14 protein-coding genes are annotated in these 18501 nt (G+C 72.5%); 2 read left to right on the plus strand and 12 right to left on the minus strand.

Going from position 1 to position 18501, the window contains the following annotated elements:
- Positions 1 to 61: 61 nt before the first annotated feature.
- From D9C15_RS02465 to kdpF, 11 genes are all read right to left on the minus strand, one after another.
- Positions 62 to 643 (minus strand): RNA polymerase sigma factor, encoded by a 582-nt coding sequence (locus tag D9C15_RS02465; protein ID WP_164886623.1) that lies wholly within the window; start codon positions 641 to 643, stop codon positions 62 to 64.
- 79 nt (positions 644 to 722) lie between these two features.
- Positions 723 to 1943, minus strand: coding sequence for a hypothetical protein (locus D9C15_RS02470; RefSeq protein WP_127995829.1), 1221 nt, complete (start codon positions 1941 to 1943; stop codon positions 723 to 725).
- 104 nt (positions 1944 to 2047) lie between these two features.
- Positions 2048 to 2971, minus strand: coding sequence for a DUF2145 domain-containing protein (locus tag D9C15_RS02475; protein WP_240668259.1), 924 nt, complete (start codon positions 2969 to 2971; stop codon positions 2048 to 2050).
- Positions 2968 to 3426, minus strand: a complete 459-nt coding sequence (locus tag D9C15_RS02480; RefSeq protein ID WP_240668260.1) for a hypothetical protein — start codon at positions 3424 to 3426, stop codon at positions 2968 to 2970. The genes D9C15_RS02475 and D9C15_RS02480 overlap by 4 nt, the downstream gene beginning before the upstream one ends.
- Positions 3427 to 3502: 76 nt before the next feature.
- Positions 3503 to 4189: a two-component system response regulator KdpE gene (gene kdpE, locus D9C15_RS02485; protein WP_127995831.1), complete on the minus strand. Its 687-nt coding sequence runs from the start codon at positions 4187 to 4189 to the stop codon at positions 3503 to 3505.
- Complete coding sequence (locus D9C15_RS02490) at positions 4186 to 6915, minus strand: DUF4118 domain-containing protein (protein ID WP_127995832.1); 2730 nt, start codon at positions 6913 to 6915, stop codon at positions 4186 to 4188. Before D9C15_RS02490 ends, kdpE begins: the two co-directional genes overlap by 4 nt.
- Positions 6912 to 7877, minus strand: a complete 966-nt coding sequence (locus D9C15_RS02495) for a magnesium and cobalt transport protein CorA (protein WP_127995833.1) — start codon at positions 7875 to 7877, stop codon at positions 6912 to 6914. The genes D9C15_RS02490 and D9C15_RS02495 overlap by 4 nt, the downstream gene beginning before the upstream one ends.
- Positions 7878 to 7895: 18 nt before the next feature.
- Complete coding sequence (kdpC, locus tag D9C15_RS02500; RefSeq protein ID WP_127995834.1) at positions 7896 to 8489, minus strand: potassium-transporting ATPase subunit KdpC; 594 nt, start codon at positions 8487 to 8489, stop codon at positions 7896 to 7898.
- Positions 8490 to 8499: 10 nt separating this feature from the next.
- Positions 8500 to 10566: a potassium-transporting ATPase subunit KdpB gene (gene kdpB, locus D9C15_RS02505; protein ID WP_127995835.1), complete on the minus strand. Its 2067-nt coding sequence runs from the start codon at positions 10564 to 10566 to the stop codon at positions 8500 to 8502.
- A complete protein-coding gene (gene kdpA, locus D9C15_RS02510; protein WP_375138746.1) occupies positions 10563 to 12254 on the minus strand; it encodes a potassium-transporting ATPase subunit KdpA in 1692 nt (563 codons plus the stop codon). Before kdpA ends, kdpB begins: the two co-directional genes overlap by 4 nt.
- 14 nt (positions 12255 to 12268) lie before the next feature.
- Complete coding sequence (gene kdpF, locus D9C15_RS02515; RefSeq protein WP_127995837.1) at positions 12269 to 12361, minus strand: K(+)-transporting ATPase subunit F; 93 nt, start codon at positions 12359 to 12361, stop codon at positions 12269 to 12271.
- A 252-nt stretch (positions 12362 to 12613) separates the two neighbouring features.
- On the opposite strand from kdpF, the gene D9C15_RS02525 reads away from it, so the two are divergent.
- Positions 12614 to 13576: a hypothetical protein gene (locus tag D9C15_RS02525; RefSeq protein WP_164886624.1), complete on the plus strand. Its 963-nt coding sequence runs from the start codon at positions 12614 to 12616 to the stop codon at positions 13574 to 13576.
- A 107-nt stretch (positions 13577 to 13683) separates the two neighbouring features.
- Positions 13684 to 16797, plus strand: coding sequence for a beta strand repeat-containing protein (locus D9C15_RS02530; RefSeq protein ID WP_127995840.1), 3114 nt, complete (start codon positions 13684 to 13686; stop codon positions 16795 to 16797).
- Here the strand turns inward: D9C15_RS02530 and exaC are convergent, their stop codons facing one another.
- Complete coding sequence (gene exaC, locus D9C15_RS02535) at positions 16798 to 18321, minus strand: acetaldehyde dehydrogenase ExaC (RefSeq protein WP_127995841.1); 1524 nt, start codon at positions 18319 to 18321, stop codon at positions 16798 to 16800. It lies immediately after the preceding gene.
- Positions 18322 to 18501: the final 180 nt, after the last annotated feature.

The raw sequence follows: 18501 nt of genomic DNA on the forward strand, positions 1-18501 counted from the left end.
GTCGGTCCTGGAGGCGATGCTGGCGGCACAGAGCGGCAAGGGGGCGCTTCGATACGCGGATCTACATCGAACGCAGGACCGTGCGCAACTGGTCCAGCGCCCGGGCCCGCGTCGGGCCGATGCTGCCCTCGGGGATGCCCAGCCGCGCGGCGATCTCCGCATAGGGCGGCGGCTCGTCCTGCAGGAACAGCAGCTCGAGCAGCTGACGGTGCCGCGGCGCGAGGCGCTCGAGCGCACTGCGCACGCGGTGCTGCTCCTGCAACGCCGCGAGCAGGGCCTCGGGCAGCGGCGCGGGGTCGGGCAGCGCGAGCAGCGGGTCGTCGTGCTCCTCCTCGCCGGCCGGGGCGGCGCGCCGCTGCTGCTCGGTGCGGCGCTCGTCGAGCAGGCGCAGCGTCTCGCGCCGCGCCGTGGTCACCAGCCAGGCACGCACCCGGGCCGGATCGTCGAGGCGGTCGAGCTGCTCGAACAGGCGGCTGAAGGCATGCTGGAACACCTCCGCGACCGCGTCGTCGTCGAGCCCGGCGCGGCGCGGCACGGTGTAGACGAGGCGCTGGAAGCGCCGCACCAGGGTGCTCCAGGCGGCCTGCCGGCCGGCGCGACAGTGCGCGACGAGTTCCGCATCGCTCAGCTCGGGGTACTGCACGCAGGCTCGCGGGTGGGGGCGACGGCGCGCATGCTGCCATGCACGCAGCGCCCCCACCCGCGGTGGGGCGGCCTCGGCGTCAGAGCCGCCGGCACTGGTCCTCCTTCAGCGTGGCGACGTTGCCGCTGCCGGTGGGCTCGGGCTGGTTCTCCTTGCACTGCAGCACGCCGCCCATGCGGTTGGCCGAGAGCACCAGGCCGCCGAGGTTGCCCACCGCCTGCAGGTTGCCGCCGATCGCGTTGGCCACCGCGCTGACCGGGCCGGCCATCGTGTCGATCTGCAGGTCGCCGGTGATCGAGGCGCCGCCGATGCTGGCACTGCCGCCCTGCTTGACCTGCACCGAGCCGCCGAAGCGCGAGGCCCCGCCGACCACCGTGCTGGCCGCGCCGTCGGCCTGCAGGTTGCCGTTGACCTGCACGCCCTCGGCCGTCAGGCGCGCATCGCGGCCGACCAGGATCGAGCCGATCAGCCGCGTGCCCTCGAGCACGCAGACCCCGCCCTCGGGCACGGTGACGGTGTCCAGCGCGATGGCGCCGATGCGCAGGCCGTTGCAGGTGACGTTGCCCGACAGCGGGCCGACCGGCGGCTCGACCCCGCCGCCGCCGCTACCGCCCCCGCCGCTGCCCCCGCCGCCGGCGGCGCACTGGTCCTCGATCGACGCGGCGCTGTTGTAGGCGCTGAAGGGCGCCGGCCGGTTCTCCTTGCACTGCAGGTTGCCGGTGATGCGGTTGGAGACGATCGTCACGCCCCCCAGGTTGCCGACCGCCTGCAGGCTGCCGCCGACCTGGTTGTCGCTCGCCTCGAGCGCGGCGCGGTTGGCGTCGAGCTGCAGGTCGCCGGTGATGCGCAGGCCCACCAGGCGCGCCGAGCCGCCCTGCTTGAGCTGCACCGAGCCGCCGACGCGGCTGTCCTCCAGCGCGACGTCGGCCGCACCCTCGGCCTGCACGCTGCCGTTCAGCGCCAGGCGCGCGCCGTCCAGCGTGGCGCCGCGGCCGACCGTGATGTTGCCGATCAGCACGGTGCCGTCGAGCCGGCAGGCGGCATCGGCCGGCACGTCGATCGAGTCCAGGCGCAGCGCACCGATCGTCATGTTGCGGCAGCTGACATTGCCCGACAGCGTGGCGGCGGCCTGCTGCAGCGCCGGTCCGGCCGCGAGCGCCTGGGCGGCGGCGCTGTCCGCCGGCGGGTTCGGGTCCGCAGCGCCGGACGGTGCGGCATCGCCGCCACCGCCGCCGCAGGCGGCAAGCACGACACAGGCCGCCGCGAGCGCGACGGGACGCAGGAAGGGCAGGGGTTCCATCGAGCGATCCTTTCTCTGGTGAGGCTGGCGGGTACCGGCAGCGGGCTGCCGCCGGGCATCCGGCCGCACAGAGGGAGCGCGGAGCGCGGAAATACGCCGCCGCGTCAGTCGAGGGCGTGCAGCGTGTCGCCCGCCGCCTCGACGCAGCCCGCGGCGATCGGCGCGCCGTCGTGCCGCACCACCACACGCGTGCCGTCGTGGCAGATCTCGATGTGCCGCGTGCCGGGCACGCGCGCGCGCACGAAGGCCTCGAGCGATTCGGGCAGGCTGATGCGCAGCGCCATCGCCAGGCGGTCTTCCTCGGGATGGTCGTCGACGCGGATCCAGGGCACGAAGCCGAGGCCGAACATCAGCCAGCGCGAGCCGACCTCGACGCGGCGCGGCTCGTAGTGCGCCTCGCGCAGCCAGGCCTGCGCGCGTGCGCGCAGGTCCGGCCCGTCGGGCAGCGCGCCCCAGGCGCTGGCCATCAGCTCGGCCACCCACTGGTTGCAGTTCTGGTAGCGCAGGCTGAACGGGTAGGCGTTGGCGCTGTACTGCGCCGCCAGCAGGCGCAGCGCGCGTGGGTTGTCGAGCGCGGCCGCCTCCAGCGCGGCACCGGCCTCGCGCGGCAGCAGCAGCAGCGAGAGGTAGCCGCGCTGCGGCGAATCGGTGCCGAGCAGGAAGCCGGCGATGCCCTGGTCGTAGAGCTGCGGCCGCGCCGCGTCGCAGTCGAAGTAGAGCTGGCGCACCGACCAGGGCGCGTTCGGGTTGGCGGCCAGTGCCAGTCCGGCGTGCGAGTAGCGGATGTCGAAGCGCGCCAGGTCCAGGCCCGAACGCGCGATCAGCGCCACGCGGGCGCCCGAGGCCTCGAGCTCGCGCCGCGCGATGCCGGCCACCTGCAGCAGCCGGTCCTGCTGCGCGGCGCTCAGGCCGGCGCGGGTGTCGCACAACCGCGGCAGCCCGGCCTGCGCCGGCAGCGCGGCAGCCAGCGCGAGGGCGAACGCGAGCGCAGGGGCGAGTGCAGGCGCCGCGGCGGCGCGCCGGATCAAAGCCGGACCGGGTTGGACGCGAGCTCGCGGAACCAGTCGTCGGCCAGCACCAGGAAGAAGGGCTCGCGCGCCGGCGCGGTGGCGAACTCGATGCCGTAGGGGCGGTGGCGCGCCGCGACACGGGCACCGACGCCGAGCGTGGCCAGCGTCGCGGCCTTCTCGGGCAGGTCGAGCAGCAGCTCGGTGCCGGGCCGCGTCAGGTGCTGCAGGTGCAGGCGCAGGAAACCGGGCTTCTCGGCCAGTGCCGTCATCGCGTCGATGCGGTACTCGCCCTCGGCCACCTTGTTGTCCGGCGACGAGCTGTTGCTCGAGCCCTGGATCGAGTTGGAGACGCTGCCCGACACCTGCGAGCCGGCGCTCGAGGCCGAGGAGGCGAGGCTGTCGGCGCAGACCGGCAGGGCCAGCGCGGCACCGAGGGCGGCCAGGCCGGCCAGGCGCAGGGGGCGGATGATCATCGTGCGGCGCTCCATCGAAGGACGGCAAAGGATACCAAGCCGACCCGGCACGACTGTGAGCGAGTGTCGCGCCGCATCACGCCACGAAGCGGTAGCCGATGCCGGCCTCGGTGAGCAGGTGGCGCGGCATCGAGGGCTGCGCCTCGATCTTCTTGCGCAGGTTGGCCATGTGCACGCGCACGTAGTGCGTGTCGCCGGCATGCCCCGGCCCCCAGACGGCCTTGAGCAGCTGCTGGTGCGTGATCACGCGGTCGGGCTGGGTGGCCAGGTGGGTGAGCAGCTGGTACTCGATCGGCGTGAGGTGCAGGCGTTCGCCGGCGCGCTCGACGCTGCGGCGCACCAGGTCGATGGTCACGTCGCCGAAGCGCAGCACCGTCTCGCCGGCCGGGGACTGCTGGGCGTGGCGGCGCAGCTGCGCACGCACCCGCGCCAGCAGCTCGCCGGCGCCGAAGGGCTTGACGAGGTAGTCGTCCGCGCCGGCATCCAGCGCGTCGATCTTGTCGGCCTCGCCGCTGCGCGCCGACAGCACGATCAGCGGCGCGGCCGACCAGCCGCGCAGGTCGCGGACCAGGTCGATGCCGTCGCCGTCGGGCAGGCCGAGGTCGAGCACCAGCAGGTCGGGCCGGCGCGTCCCGGCCTCGATCAGGCCGCGCTTCAGGCCGTCGGCCTCGAACACCTCGTGGCCCTCGGCCTCGAGCGCGAGGCGCACGAAGCGGCGGATGTCCGCCTCGTCCTCGACCACCAGGACCCGCGCCGCGTTCACCCGGCCTCCTGCGCCGCCGCCTCGGGCAGCGTGCTGCCGTCGTCCTTCGGCGGCTCGCCGCGCGGCAGCTCGATCGTGAAGCGGGCCCCGAGCACCCGGCCGCCTTCGCGCCGCGTCTGCCCGCGGATCGTGCCGCCGTGCGCCTGCACGATGGCGCGACAGATCGCCAGGCCGAGGCCCACGCCGGGAGTGGCGCTCTCCTTCGTGCCGCGCTCGAACTTCTCGAAGATCGCCTCCTCGCGGCCGGGCGGCAGGCCCGGCCCCTGGTCGTCGACGGTGATCAGCACATGCTCGCCGTCGACCCGCGCACCGATCGCGAGGCCGCTGCCGGCGGGGGTGTACTTGGCGGCATTCTCGAGCAGGTTGACGAACACACGCTCGAACAGCACGGCGTCGAGGTGCAGCAGCGGCAGCCCGTCGGCCAGCGCCACCTCGACGGGGCGGCCCTGCAGCGACGGCGCGCAGGCCGCCAGCGCGCTGCCCAGCACCTCCTCGAGCGGCTGCCAGGCGCGGTTGAGCTGCACCGCGCCGGCCTCCAGGCGCGCCATGTCGAGCAGGTTGCCCACCAGCGTGTCCATGCGGCGCGCCGAGGCACGGATCGCGCCGGCGATCTCGCGCCGCGCGGACGTGTCGTCGGGGCGCGCCAGCGCCAGCGTGTCGGCCAGCCCCACCAGCGCGGCCAGCGGCGTGCGCAGGTCGTGCGAGATGGCCGACAGCAGCGAGTTGCGCAGCCGCTCCGACTCGATCTGCAAGGTGCTCTGCTGCGCCACCTCGATGTAGTGGATGCGCTCCAGCGAGATCGCCAGCAGCGAGGCGCAGGTGTCGAGCGCGCGGCGCGGCTCGGGGCCGAGCACGCGGTGCCGGTCGGCCTCGTGCGCCGGCTCGATGGCCAGCACGCCGCGCACGCGCATCGGCGCCTTCAGCGGCAGCACCAGGCAGCGGCTCGCCGGCAGCGTGTCGGTGCCCTGCCCGGCCGGCTCGCCGCGGTCGAAGGCCCATTGCGCCACGCCCATGTCGACCGCCGCGGTGCCGCCGGGCAGCGGCTGCAGCCGGTCCTCCGCATCGGCCAGCAGCAGGCTCGAGCGCGCGCCGAACTCGGCGGCCAGGAAACGCGCGCCGATCTCGCCCACCTGCTCGGGCAGCAGCACGGCGGACAGGTCGCGCGCCATCGCGTACAGGCTGCGCACGCGGTGCTCGCGCCGGGTGGCCGATTCGGCCTGCAGCTTGAGCACCGCGGTGAGCTGGCCGATCACCAGCGCGACCAGCAGCATCACCGCGAAGGTGACCAGGTACTGCACGTCGCTGACCGCGAACGAGAAGCGCGGCGGCACGAAGAAGAAATCGAACAGCCCGACGCCGAGCACCGCGGCCAGCACCGCCGGGCCGCGCCCGTGGCGCAGCGCGACGCCGACCACCACGAGCAGGAACAGCATCACGATGTTGGCCAGCTCGAACACCGCGAGCAGCGGCGTCGAGACCAGCGCCACCGCGACGCAGGCCGCCGCCGCCACCGCATAACCCGGCCAGGGCCAGGCCGCCTCCGGCGCCGCGGGCGCCGGCACGCCCGGCGCGCCGCGGGTGCCGGCCGGCAGCGCGACCTGCAGCACGTCCAGGTCGTCGGCCAGCGCGGCGATGCGCTCGACCAGCGGCGCGCGCCAGGGCCAACGCCGCTCGCGCCGCCCGACCACCAGGCGCGCCAGGTTGTGCTCGCGGGCGTAGCGCACCAGCGCGGCGGCCGGCTCCGGACCGGCCGGGGTGGCGGTCACCGCCCCGAGTTCCTGGGCCAGCTTGAGCACACGCAGCGCATGCTGGCGCTGCGCCTCGGGCGCACGCTGCACCGCCGGCGTCTCCACGTGCACCGCATGCCAGGGCACGTCGAGCTGCGCGGCCAGGCGCGCGCAGCTGCGCACCACCTTCTCGCCGTGTTCGCCCAGGCCGATGCAGGCCAGCAGCGCCTCGCGGTTGGGCCACACCGCCTGCACCGAGCTCTGGCGCCGGAAGGCCTGCATCTCGTCGTCGACGCGGTCGGCCGTGCGGCGCAGCGCCAGCTCGCGCAGCGCGAGCAGGTTGCCCTTGCGGAAGAAGTTCGCCGCGGCGCGCTCCGCCTGCGCGGGCAGGTAGACCTTGCCGGCCGCCAGGCGGGCGAGCAGCTCGTCGGGCGGCAGGTCGACCACCACCACTTCGTCGGCCTCGTCGAACAGCCGGTCCGGCACCGTCTCCCAGACGCGGATGCCGGTGATGCCGCTGACGATGTCGTTCAGGCTCTCGAGGTGCTGCACGTTCATCGTCGACCAGACGTCGACGCCGGCGTCGAGCAGCTCCTCGACGTCCTGCCAGCGCTTGGGGTGGCGCGAGCCGGGCGCGTTGCTGTGCGCCAGCTCGTCGAGCAGCAGCAGCGGGTCCGGCTGCCGCGCGGCCCAGGCGAGCGCGGCGTCGAGGTCGAACTCCTGCAGCACGCGCTCGCGGTAGGGCACCGCCTTCAGCGGCAGGCGCGGCAGGCCGCGCGCCATCGCCTCGGTGTCGGCACGGCCATGCGTCTCGACGATGCCGATCAGCAGCGCCCGGCCCTGCGCCTGCGCGGCGCGCGCGGCGGCCAGCATGGCCCAGGTCTTGCCCACCCCGGCCGAGGCGCCGAAGAAGATCTTCAGGCGGCCACGGTGCGCCTTCGCCTCCTCCTGCTGCACCTGCTGCAGCAGCGCGTCGGGGTCGGGGCGCTGCTCGGTCACAGCCAGCCGACGCGCTTGAAGCGCCAGAAGAGCAGCCCCGCGGCACCGGCGATCGCGGCCAGCGCCATCGGGTAGCCGAAGGCCCATTTCAGCTCGGGCATGTGCTCGAAGTTCATGCCCCAGATGCCGGCCAGCGCGGTGGAGACGGCGAAGATCGCGGCCCAGGCGGCCAGCCGCTTGGTGGTCTCGGACTCCTCGATCGTCACCATCGACAGGTTGACCTGGATCGCGGTGGCGATGGTGTCGCGCATCGCGTCGATCGCGCCGTTGATGCGCGCCAGGTGATCGTGCACGTCGCGGAAGTACTCCTGGCTCTTCGCGCACACCGTCGGCACGCGCCCGCCGTGCAGCTTGCCGGCCACCTCGAGCAGCGGCGCGACGGCATGGCGCAGCAGCGTGGCGCGGCGCTTGAGCGCGTACAGCCGCTCGATGTTGCGGCGTGCCGCACCGTGCTCGAAGATCTGCGCCTCGATGCCCTCCAGCTCGGTCTCGAGCTGGTCCAGCAGCGGGAAGTAGCGGTCCACCACCGCGTCCATCAGCGCGTAGAAGACGAAGCCGGCGCCATGGCCGAGCAGCTCGGGCTCGCGCTCGCAGCGCTCGCGCACGCCCAGGAAGCCCTGCTGGCTGCGGTTGCGCACCGAGAGCACGAAGTTCGGGCCGACGAAGATCGCCACCTCGCCGACCTGCAGATCGCCCTGCTCCATCTCGAGCAGCTGCAGCACGACGAACAGCGTGGCGCCGTACTCCTCGATCTTCGGGCGCTGGTGGCCCTTCAGCGCATCCTCCACGGCCAGTTCGTGCAGCTCGAACTCGCGCTGCATGTCGCGCAGCTCGGCGTCGCTGGCGTCGCGCAGTGCCACCCAGACGAAACAGCCGGGGCGGCGCAGCCACTCGTCGATGTCGTCCACCGCGATGTCGGCGAGCTTGCGGCCGTCCTCGTACGCGACGCAGTTGATCAGCATGGCGCGGGCTCCCCAGGGTCAGGGCGGCATCTTCCCACGCCGTGCAGCGCCATCCAGCGCGAGGTTGAGCTGCAGCACGTTGACACGCGGCTCGCCGATGACGCCGAGCAGCGCGCCTTCGGTGTGGGCCTCGACCAGCGCGCGCACATCCTCCTCCGGCAGGCCGCGCACACGCGCGACGCGCGCCGCCTGCCAGTCGGCGGCCGCGCGGCTGATGTGCGGGTCCAGCCCGCTGGCCGAGGCGGTGACCAGGTCCACCGGCACCGGCCGCGTGTTGCCGGGGTCGGCCGCACGCAGGGCCTCGATGCGCGACCTGACCGCCTGGTGCAGGGCGGGGTTGCTGGGCCCGAGGTTGGAGCCCGACGAGTGCGCCGCGTCGTAGGGGGTCGGCCCGGTGGCCGACGGGCGGCCCCAGAAGTGCTTCGGGTCGCCGAAGGCCTGGCCGATCAGCGCGGAGCCGACCGGCTGCCCGTCGCGCAGGATCAGGCTGCCGTTGGCCTGGGCCGGGAACGCCGCCTGCGCGACGCCGGTCACCGCGAGCGGGTAGAGCAGGCCGGTGAGCAGCGACAGCAGCACGAACAGCACGAGTGCGGGGCGAAGTTCGGACGTCATGGTCGCTCCATCAGGCCAGGCCGGCGGCGGCGAGCAGCAGGTCGATCGCCTTGATGCCGATGAACGGCACGATCACGCCGCCCAGGCCGTAGATCAGCAGATTGCGGCGCAGCAGCACCGCCGCGCCGACGGCGCGGTAGGGCACGCCCCTGAGCGCCAGCGGGATCAGCGCCACGATGACCAGCGCGTTGAAGATCACCGCCGACAGGATGGCCGAGGTCGGGCTCGCGAGCCCCATCAGGTTCAGCGCGCCGAGCTGCGGATAGGTGGCGACGAAGGCCGCGGGGATGATCGCGAAGTACTTCGCGATGTCGTTGGCGATGCTGAAGGTGGTCAGCGCGCCGCGCGTCATCAGCATCTGCTTGCCGGTCTCGACGATCTCGATCAGCTTGGTCGGGTTGCTGTCCAGGTCGACCATGTTGCCGGCCTCCTTGGCCGCCTGGGTGCCGGTGTTCATCGCCACCGCCACGTCGGCCTGCGCCAGCGCGGGCGCGTCGTTGGTGCCGTCGCCGGTCATCGCCACCAGCCGGCCGGCGTCCTGGTGCGCGCGGATCAGCTGCAGCTTGGCCTCCGGCGTGGCCTCGGCGAGGAAGTCGTCCACGCCCGCCTCGGCGGCGATGGCCGCCGCCGTCAGGCGGTTGTCGCCGGTCACCATCACCGTCTTGATGCCCATGCGGCGCAGTTCGGCGAAGCGCTCCTTGATGCCGCCCTTGACGATGTCCTTCAGCTCGACGATGCCCAGGACCTTCGTGCCCTCGGCGACCACCAGCGGCGTGCTGCCGCGCCGCGCCACGTCGTCGGCCGCCTGCTGCATCGCGGCCGGGAAGTGCCCGCCGAGCGCCTCGACATGGCGGCGGATCGCGTCGGCCGCGCCCTTGCGCAGCTGGCGCCCCTGCGGCAGATCGACGCCGCTCATGCGCGTCTGCGCCGTGAAGTGCACGAAGCTCGCCCCCAGCGCCGCCACGTCGCGTTCGCGCAGCCTGAACTTCTGCTTGGCCAGCACGACGATGCTGCGCCCCTCGGGAGTCTCGTCGGCCAGCGAGGCGAGCTGGGCCGCGTCGCCCAGATCGGCCTCGTTGACGCCGGCGGCCGGGATGAAGGCGCTGGCCTGGCGGTTGCCGAGCGTGATGGTGCCGGTCTTGTCGAGCAGCAGCACGTCGACGTCGCCGGCCGCCTCAACCGCGCGGCCCGAGGTGGCGATCACGTTGGCCTGCAGCATGCGGCTCATGCCGGCCACGCCGATCGCCGACAGCAGCCCGGCGATGGTGGTCGGGATCAGGCACACCAGCAGCGCCACGAGCGTCACCAGGCCGACCGGCGCGCCGGCGCCGGAGACCCGCACGCCGAAGGCGGAGAACGGCAGCAGCGTGACGACGACGCCGAGGAACACGAGGGTCAGCGCCACCAGCAGGATGGTCAGCGCGATCTCGTTGGGCGTCTTCTGGCGCTTGGCGTTCTCGACCATCGCGATCATGCGGTCGACGAAGGTCTCGCCCGGGTTCACGCCGATGCGCACGACGATCCAGTCCGACAGCGCGCGCGTGCCGCCCGTCACCGCCGAGAAGTCGCCGCCGGACTCGCGGATCACCGGCGCCGACTCGCCGGTGATCGCGCTCTCGTCGACCGAGGCGACGCCGTCGATCACCTCGCCGTCGCCCGGGATCACGTCACCGGCCTCGACCAGCACGATGTCGCCGCGGCGCAGGCTGTCGGCCTCGATCGGGTGCCACGTCATCGTGCCGCGCGGCTGGCCCGGGTGGTAGTCGCCTTCCAGCTTCCGGGCCCAGGTCTTCTTCTTCAGGCCGCGCAGCGAGGCCGCCTGGGCCTTGCTGCGGCCCTCGGCCAGCGCCTCGGCGAAGTTGGCGAACAGCACGGTGATCCAGAGCCAGAGCGCCACGCCGAGCGTGAACACCCCCGGCTGCGCGAGCGCCAGCGCGGTGGTGAAGACCGCGCCGACCCAGGTGACGAACATCACCGGGTTGCGCCACTGCACGCGCGGGTCGAGCTTGCGGAACGCATCGGCCAGCGCCGGGCGCACCAGCGTCGGGTCGAACAGCGTGAGGGTCCGGCGCGTCACGTCGCACTCCACAGCATCAGGTGCTCGACGAGCGGGCCCAGGGCCAGCGCCGGCACGTAGTTCAGCAGGCCGACCAGCAGCACCGTGCCGATCAGCAGCACCACGAACAGCGGCCCGTGCGTGGGCAGGGTACCGGGCGTCGCGGGCAGGCGCTTCTTGGCCGCCAGCGAGCCGGCGATCGCCAGCACCGGCACGATCACGCCGAATCGGCCGAACCACATCGCCAGGGCCAGCATCAGGTTGTAGAAGGGCGTGTCGGCGGAGAGGCCGGCGAAGGCGCTGCCGTTGTTGTTGGCCGCCGACGAGAAGGCGTACAGCACCTCGCTGAAGCCGTGCGGCCCGGGGTTCGGGATGCCCGCGCGGCCGGCCTCGCTGCTCACCGCGAGCGCCGTGCCCAGCAGCACCAGCAGCGGCGTCACGAGGATCGCGATCGAGACCATCTTCATCTCGTGGGCCTCGATCTTCTTGCCCAGGTACTCGGGCGTGCGCCCGATCATCAGCCCGGCGATGAAGACGCCCATGATCGCGAACAGGAGCATGCCGTACAGGCCGGCGCCGACGCCGCCGAACACCACCTCGCCGAGCTGGATCAGCACCAGCGGCACGGCACCGCCCAGCGGCGTGAAGCTGTCGTGCATCGCGATCACCGCGCCGCAGGAGGCCGCCGTCGTGATGGTCGCGAACAGCGCCGAGGCATTGATGCCGAAGCGCGCCTCCTTGCCTTCCATGTTGCCGCCCGGCTGGCTGGCGCTGACGGCCTGGTCGGCGCCGAGCGCCGCCAGTGCCGGGTTGCCCTGCTGTTCGGCCCATGTCGCGCCGATCGCCGCCACGACGAACAGGATCGTCATCGCCGCCAGCACCGCCCAGCCCTGGCGCAGGTCGCCGACGATGCGGCCGAACACGAAACACAGCGCGGCCGGGATCAGGAAGATCGACAGCATCTGCAGGAAGTTGGTCAGCGCGCTCGGGTTCTCGAACGGGTGCGCCGAGTTGGTGTTGAAGAAGCCGCCGCCGTTGGTGCCGAGCAGCTTGATCGCCAGCTGCGAGGCCACCGGGCCCATCGCGAGCGTCTGCGTGCCGCCCTCGAGCGTCTTCGCCTCCACGTAGGCCGACAGGGTCTGGATCACGCCCTGGCTCACGAGCACCAGCGCGAACACGAAGGACAGCGGCAGCAGGATCCACACGGTGGCCCGCGTCAGGTCGACCCAGACGTTGCCGATCGCCCGGGCCGAATGGCGCGCGAAGCCGCGCACCAGCGCGACGACCACGGCGATGCCGGTGGCGGCCGACAGGAAGTTCTGCACCGTCAGGCCCAGCATCTGCGTCAGGTAGCTCATCGTCGCCTCGCCGCCGTAGCCCTGCCAGTTGGTGTTGGTGACGAAGCTGATCGCGGTGTTGAACGCCGAGTCGGGCGCCACGGCGGCCATGCCCGCCGGGTTCAGGGGCAGGCCGGCCTGCAGGCGCTGCAGGGCATAGACGGCCAGCACCCCGACCCCGTTGAAGATCAGCAGGCCGACCGTGTAGCGCAGCCAGCCGGTCTCCTCGCCGGCGTGCACGCCGGCCAGGCGGTACAGCGGCGCCTCGATCCGTGCGCCGAGCGCGAAACGGCCGGCCATCACCGCATCGATCCCCCGCGCGAGCGGCCAGGCCAGCGCGAGCAGCAGCGCCAGGAAGGCGACCAGCTGCATCCAGCCCGCGGCGGTCACGAGAAGTCCTCCGGCCGCAGCAGCACCGCGACGAGGTACACCCCCAGGCCGGCGGCCAGCAGCGCCGCGGCGATCTCCCAACCGCTCATGGCCGGCCCCCGTGCGGCCGCAGGCGCTCGCAGCCGGCGGCCAGGCCCAGCACCAGGGCCCAGAACAGGAGCGCGAGCCCCAGGCAGACGATGTCCATGCGAATCTCCGTCGATACCGCTGCGATGCTAGGCAGCGGCGTGTCAAGACGGGCACAAGAAGCGCCGGCGTCGCATCAAGAACTCGTCAAGGCGATGTATCCAGCGCGTCTGCCGCGGCTCTGTGGTCCATCCACAGGCGCCCGGAGGGTTTCGATGAGGATCACCATGCACCGCGCCGCCGGCGCGATCGGACTGGCCACGGCCGCGCTGCTGGCCGCCTGCGGCGGAGGCGGCGACGCGGCCGACGGCCTCTCGGCCGCGGATGCGTCGGCGACGGCCACGCGCAAGATCGTGCTGAAGGGCGGCAATGACTGCATCGGCAGCTGCACCGGCGGCGGTGGCACGCCGGTGGCCGGGGCGGTGAACCCGCTGCCGACCCGTGCCCCGGCGCCCGACATCCTGGTGCGCGAATCCTTCGGCCCCGGCCCCGAGCAGCTGCGGCCCAAGGGCGGCAAGGGCGACATGCGTTCGGCCTTCCTGCACACGACGCTGGGCGGCTTCTGGGTCGAGTGGCCGGGCAGCAAGAACACGCAGTGGATCACCCCCAACGGCGACCAGACCTGGAAGTTCGCCGGCGCCGGCGGCAACCCGCACGAGCTGCCGTCGCCGCTGCAGCCGGGTGAGATGTACGAGGGCGTGGCCTACTCGGAGCTGTTCGACGTCGTGACGCCGGTGTTCCCGACCGCGCTGCTGCCGGTGAACCTGCCCACGGCCACCCCCTGGGCGCTGTCGATCGAAGGTTATCCGACCGACGTGCCGGACAGCTACCTCGCGCTCGGCCTGACCGACAGCGGCGCGACGCTGAGCAACCTGACCAGCGCCGCCCGCGTGGCCCTGCTGCTGCGCCCGGCGGCGCCCGACGCACCCGCCACGCGGCCCCTGCGCTGGGAACTCTGGGCCGGCGGCGCGACGCGCACGCTGCTGGCCTCGGGCAGCACGGACGACATGACCTACAACCACCTCGAGCTGCGCTACGACCCGCTGGCCCAGCAGCTCGAGGCGCGCGTCAACGAGCAGGCCATCGGCCCGTTCCCGCTTGCGCTCGGCGTGCCGCGTTACGCCGGCTTCGAGGGGCTCGGGCTGGCGGACAACCTGGTGCTGCGCCGCCTGCCGTGAGTCAAGAGCGCACGCCCCTCCCATGACTCGGGGGGGCGTGCCGGCGCGGGAGCCGAGGCGGGCCTGCCACCATTCCGGGCATCCACACGCCTCGGAGGAAACCGGCCATGGCCGTCGTCAACGGAACCAGCGCGAACAACAACCTGACCGGCACCGCCGGTGCCGACACGATCGACGGCCTGGCCGGGGCCGACACGATGACCGGCGGGGACGGCAACGACGTCTACATCGTCGACAACCTGGGCGACGTGGTCGTCGAGGCGGGCACGAGCGGCTCGGGCACCGACACCCTCCGCACCTCCGTGCTCGACGCGCTGGCCACCTACAGCCTGGAGCGCTTCGCCTACGTCGAGAACCTCACCTACACCGGCGCGCTGGCCGCGCTGCTGAAGGGCAATGCACAGGCCAACGTGATCGCGTCCAACTCGGCGGCGAGCACCAACGACACGCTGTACGGCGGCGCCGGCAACGACACGCTGTCGAGCTTCGCCGGCAGCGACCTGCTGATGGGCGGCAGCGGCCACGACGTGCTGAACGGCGGCACCGGCACCGACACGATGGTCGGCGGCACCGGCGACGACCGCTACGTGATCGACGGGGTCGGCGACCGCGTCTACGAATACGTCAACGGCGGCTTCGACACCATCCAGTCGTCCGTCGCGAAGGACCTGCGCCTGGCCTGGACCCAGCAGGTCGAGGGCCTGACCTACACCGGCACCACCGCCGCCGCGCTGTTCGGCAATGCACGCGACAACCTGATCCAGTCGGCCTCGGCCAGCAACGACACGCTGACCGGCGGCGACGGCAACGACACGCTGGACGGCGGCGCCGGCACCGACTCGATGATCGGCGGGCTGGGCAACGACTTCTACTTCGTGCAGGCCGCCGACCTCGTCACCGAGCAGGTGGGCGAAGGCACCGACACGCTGGTCGGCCTGCGCACCAGCCTCGGCATCGCGGCCTTCTCCACCACGGTCGAGAACCTCTTCTACACCAGCGCGACGGGTGCGACGCTGACCGGCAACGGGCTGGACAACGTGATCTCCGGCGGGGCCGGCGCCGACACCGTGAACGGCGGCAACGGCAACGACAGCCTGCTCGGCGGCGCGGGCGTCGACTCGCTGGTGGGCGGCAATGGCGACGACGTGCTGTACGGCGGCGCCAACCCGGACTACGTGTGGGTGCCGAACCGCAAGCTCGTGCCCGACACCGCGGCCGACCGGCTGGTGGGCGGCAACGGCAACGACCGCTACCTGATCGACAACAGCAACGACGTGGTGGTCGAGGCGCCCGACGGCGGGGCCGGCAGCGACGTCGGCACGCTGGACGTGGTGATCTCGGCGATCGACAACTCGCTGACGCGCTACGCCAACGTCGAGGCGCTGGTGCTGCAGCGCGACAGCACGGCCTTCTTCGGCCAGGGCACCGCCGGCGCGAACATCCTGGTCGGCAACGAGCGCGACAACCTGCTCGTGGGCGGCGGCGGCGACGACACGATGGCCGGCTTCGTCGACGTGGCCAACATCCTCGAGCCGCAGAGCGACGTGGTCGACGCCGGCGCCGGCAACGACGTGCTGGTGGCCTGGGGCTTCGGCAGCGGCTTCAGCAGCACGCGCGAGGTGAGCTTCTTCGGCGGCACGGGCAACGACTTCTACGTGCTCGGCCTGCCGGTGGACACCTACGGCGGCCAGGACAGCGGCGGCACCGACACCGCACTGCTGCTGGCCAGCGGCTCGATCGACAACCTCGAGGGCGTCGAGAACCTCGTGCTGTACGGCGCCGACCGCACGCTCGATGCCGCGGCGCGCGCGGCGCTCGGCACCGTCTACGCCGCGGCCAACGGCGGTGCGGCCTACACCGGCCCCTACGGCAGCGCCTTCGACGCCACAGGCAACGCGCTGGCCAACACCATCGTCGGCAACCACCTCGACAACAAGCTGGTGGGCGGCGCGGGCAACGACACCATCAGCAGCGGCGCGGGCGACGACACACTCGAAGGCGGCGCCGGCACCGACAGCCTGACCGGCGGCGCGGGCGACGACTGGTACTACCTCGACACCGGCGACGTGGCGGTGGAGGCGGCGGGCGGCGGCTTCGACGTGCTGGCCTCGCTGACCATCACCAGCTTCACCGGCTACGCCAACTTCGAGGGGCTGCAGTATCTCGGCGCGACGGCGCTGAACCTGAACCGCGGCTCGGGCAACGTCTCCGCCGACTTCCTTGGCGGCGGCTCGGGCAACGACACCGTGAGCGGCTTCGGCGGCAACGACACGCTGGACGGTGGCGCCGGCAACGACACGGTGAACGGCGGCGTGGGCAGCGACAGCCTGCGCGGCGGGGCCGGCAACGACAGCGTGCTGGGCAGCGACGGCGACGACCGGCTCGACGGCGGCGACGGTGCCGACACCGTGCGCGGCGAACTCGGCGACGACACCCTGGCCGGCGGCACCGGCAACGACCTGGTCGACGGCGGCGGCAACTTCGACAACCTGGACGGCGGCGAGGGCAACGACAGCCTGACCGGCGGCGACGGCAACGACTTCGTCGAAGGCGGGGCGGGCGACGACATCCTCTCCGGCGACAACCAGAACGACACGCTGGTCGGCGGCGCCGGCATCGACCAGCTGTTCGGTGGCACGGCCGACCGCAACAACAGCGGCCGCGGCGACCACCTGTGGGGCGGCGAGCGCTTCGGCAGCGGCGACGGCGCGACCGACTACTTCGCCTTTGACGCGGTGACGGAGGCCAACCTGATCTCCGAGACCTTCACCGGCAGTGGTGTGTGGGAGTTCGCCTACGGCGCGACCATCTTCGACTTCGAGCAGGGCACGGACCTGATCGCGGTGACCTCGGGCTTCGTCGGCGACGGGGACGGCACGCTCGACGGCGCGGTGGTCAAGGCCACTGCCGGCGGCACCTTCGCCGCCGGTGCGGAGCTGGTGATCTTCCGCACCGACATCGCCGACGAGATCGCGTTCTCGGGCAGCTCGTTCTTCGACCCGATCGACGCGGGCAGCGTCACCGCCGTGATCGGCAGCGCCAGCGCCGCCTTCGCCGCGAACGAGACGCGCCTGTTCGTCGTCGACGACGGCACCCACTCGGCGCTGTTCCTGTTCCAGGCGAGCGACAACAATGCCGCGGTGACGGCCGACGAGCTGTTCCTGCTCGCGGCCGTCACCGGGCAGTCCGCGCTGACGGCCGCGGACTTCGTGCTGTTCTGATCAGAAGAACCCGAGCGCGTTGGGCGAGTAGCTCACCAGCAGGTTCTTGGTCTGCTGGTAGTGGTCGAGCATCTGCTTGTGCGTCTCGCGGCCGATGCCCGACTCCTTGTAGCCGCCGAAGGCCGCGTGCGCCGGGTAGGCGTGGTAGCAGTTGGTCCACACGCGCCCGGCCTGGATCGCGCGGCCCAGGCGGTAGGCGCGGCTGCCGTCGCGGGTCCACACACCGGCGCCGAGGCCGTAGGGCGTGTCGTTGGCGATCTGCAGGGCCTCGGCCTCGTCCTTGAAGGTGGTCACGGCCAGCACCGGGCCGAAGATCTCCTCCTGGAAGATGCGCATCTTGTTGTGGCCCTTGAAGAGCGTGGGCTGGATGTAGTAACCGCCCGCGAGATCGCCGCCCAGAACGTTGCGGCCGCCGCCGCAGAGCACCTGCGCGCCCTCCTGCTTGCCGAGCTCGAGGTAGCTCAGGATCTTGTCGAGCTGCATCGCCGAGGCCTGCGCGCCGATCATGGTCTCGGTGTCCAGCGGGTTGCCCTGCCTGATGGCGGCGACGCGCTTGAGCGCACGGTCCATGAAGCGGTCGTAGATCGACTCCTGGATCAGCGCACGGCTCGGGCAGGTGCAGACCTCGCCCTGGTTGAACGCGAACAGCACCAGGCCCTCGATCGCCTTGTCGAGGAAGGCGTCGTCGGCCGCCATCACGTCGTCGAAGAACAGGTTCGGGCTCTTGCCGCCGAGCTCCAGCGTGGCCGGGATCAGGTTGCCCGCGGCGGCCTGCGCGATCACCTTGCCGGTGGCGGTGGAGCCGGTGAAAGCGATCTTGGCGATGCGCTTGCTCGTGGCCAGCGGCATGCCGGCCTCGCGGCCGTAGCCGTTGACGATGTTCAGCACGCCCGGGGGCAGCAGGTCGGCGATCAGCTCGGCCATCACGAGGATGCTGACCGGGGTCGACTCGGCCGGCTTCAGCACCACGCAGTTGCCCGCGCCGAGCGCCGGGGCGAGCTTCCACGCCGCCATCAGCAGCGGGAAGTTCCACGGGATGATCTGGCCCACCACGCCGAGCGGCTCGTGGAAGTGGTAGGCGATGGTGTGGGCGTCGATCTCGGAGATCGAGCCCTCCTGCGCGCGCAGGCAGCCGGCAAAGTAGCGGAAGTGGTCGATCGACAGCGGGATGTCGGCGTTCAGCGTCTCGCGCATCGGCTTGCCGTTGTCCACCGTCTCGGCATAGGCGAGCAGCTCGAGGTTCTGCTCCAGGCGGTCGGCGATCTTCAGCAGCACGTTGGCGCGTTCGGCCGGCGCGGTGGCGGCCCACCGGGCCGCGGCGGCATGCGCGGCGTCGAGCGCACGCTCGATGTCGGCCGCGCCGGAGCGCGCGACCTTCGTGTACGGCTTGCCGTTGATCGGCGTGATGACGTCGAAGTACTGCCCCTCGACCGGCGCGACGAAGGCGCCATTGATGAAGTTGTCGTAGCGGGCCTTGAAGGCGATCTTGGCACCGGCGGTGCCGGGCGCGGCGTAGACGGTCATGCGGGTCTCCTGAGGTGTGGCGCGGACATTCGCGGCGGACCCCGAACCGCAATCGCCATGCCACGCGGCGCACGAACGCCGTTCCTCCTCGGTGGAGCGCTCGGCCGCACCGCGCACGCTTGCCTGCGGTCAAGCGTTGTGCCGTGCCGCCGCTGTGCCCTTCTGGCACAACCGGTGTTC

Source organism: Piscinibacter defluvii (assembly GCF_004011805.1).
In the GTDB taxonomy this organism is placed as follows: Bacteria; Pseudomonadota; Gammaproteobacteria; order Burkholderiales; family Burkholderiaceae_C; genus Piscinibacter; species Piscinibacter defluvii.

Excerpts from the sequence above, each read along its gene's own strand:
- kdpA (WP_375138746.1), bottom strand. The coding sequence starts at position 12,254 with ATGCAGCTGGTCGCCTTCCTGGCGCTGCTGCTCGCGCTGGCCTGGCCG.
- D9C15_RS02480 (WP_240668260.1), bottom strand. The coding sequence starts at position 3,426 with ATGATCATCCGCCCCCTGCGCCTGGCCGGCCTGGCCGCCCTCGGTGCC.
- kdpF (WP_127995837.1), bottom strand. The coding sequence starts at position 12,361 with ATGAGCGGTTGGGAGATCGCCGCGGCGCTGCTGGCCGCCGGCCTGGGG.
- D9C15_RS02530 (WP_127995840.1), top strand. The coding sequence starts at position 13,684 with ATGGCCGTCGTCAACGGAACCAGCGCGAACAACAACCTGACCGGCACC.
- D9C15_RS02525 (WP_164886624.1), top strand. The coding sequence starts at position 12,614 with ATGAGGATCACCATGCACCGCGCCGCCGGCGCGATCGGACTGGCCACG.
- D9C15_RS02495 (WP_127995833.1), bottom strand. The coding sequence starts at position 7,877 with ATGCTGATCAACTGCGTCGCGTACGAGGACGGCCGCAAGCTCGCCGAC.
- kdpC (WP_127995834.1), bottom strand. The coding sequence starts at position 8,489 with ATGACGTCCGAACTTCGCCCCGCACTCGTGCTGTTCGTGCTGCTGTCG.
- D9C15_RS02470 (WP_127995829.1), bottom strand. The coding sequence starts at position 1,943 with ATGGAACCCCTGCCCTTCCTGCGTCCCGTCGCGCTCGCGGCGGCCTGT.
- exaC (WP_127995841.1), bottom strand. The coding sequence starts at position 18,321 with ATGACCGTCTACGCCGCGCCCGGCACCGCCGGTGCCAAGATCGCCTTC.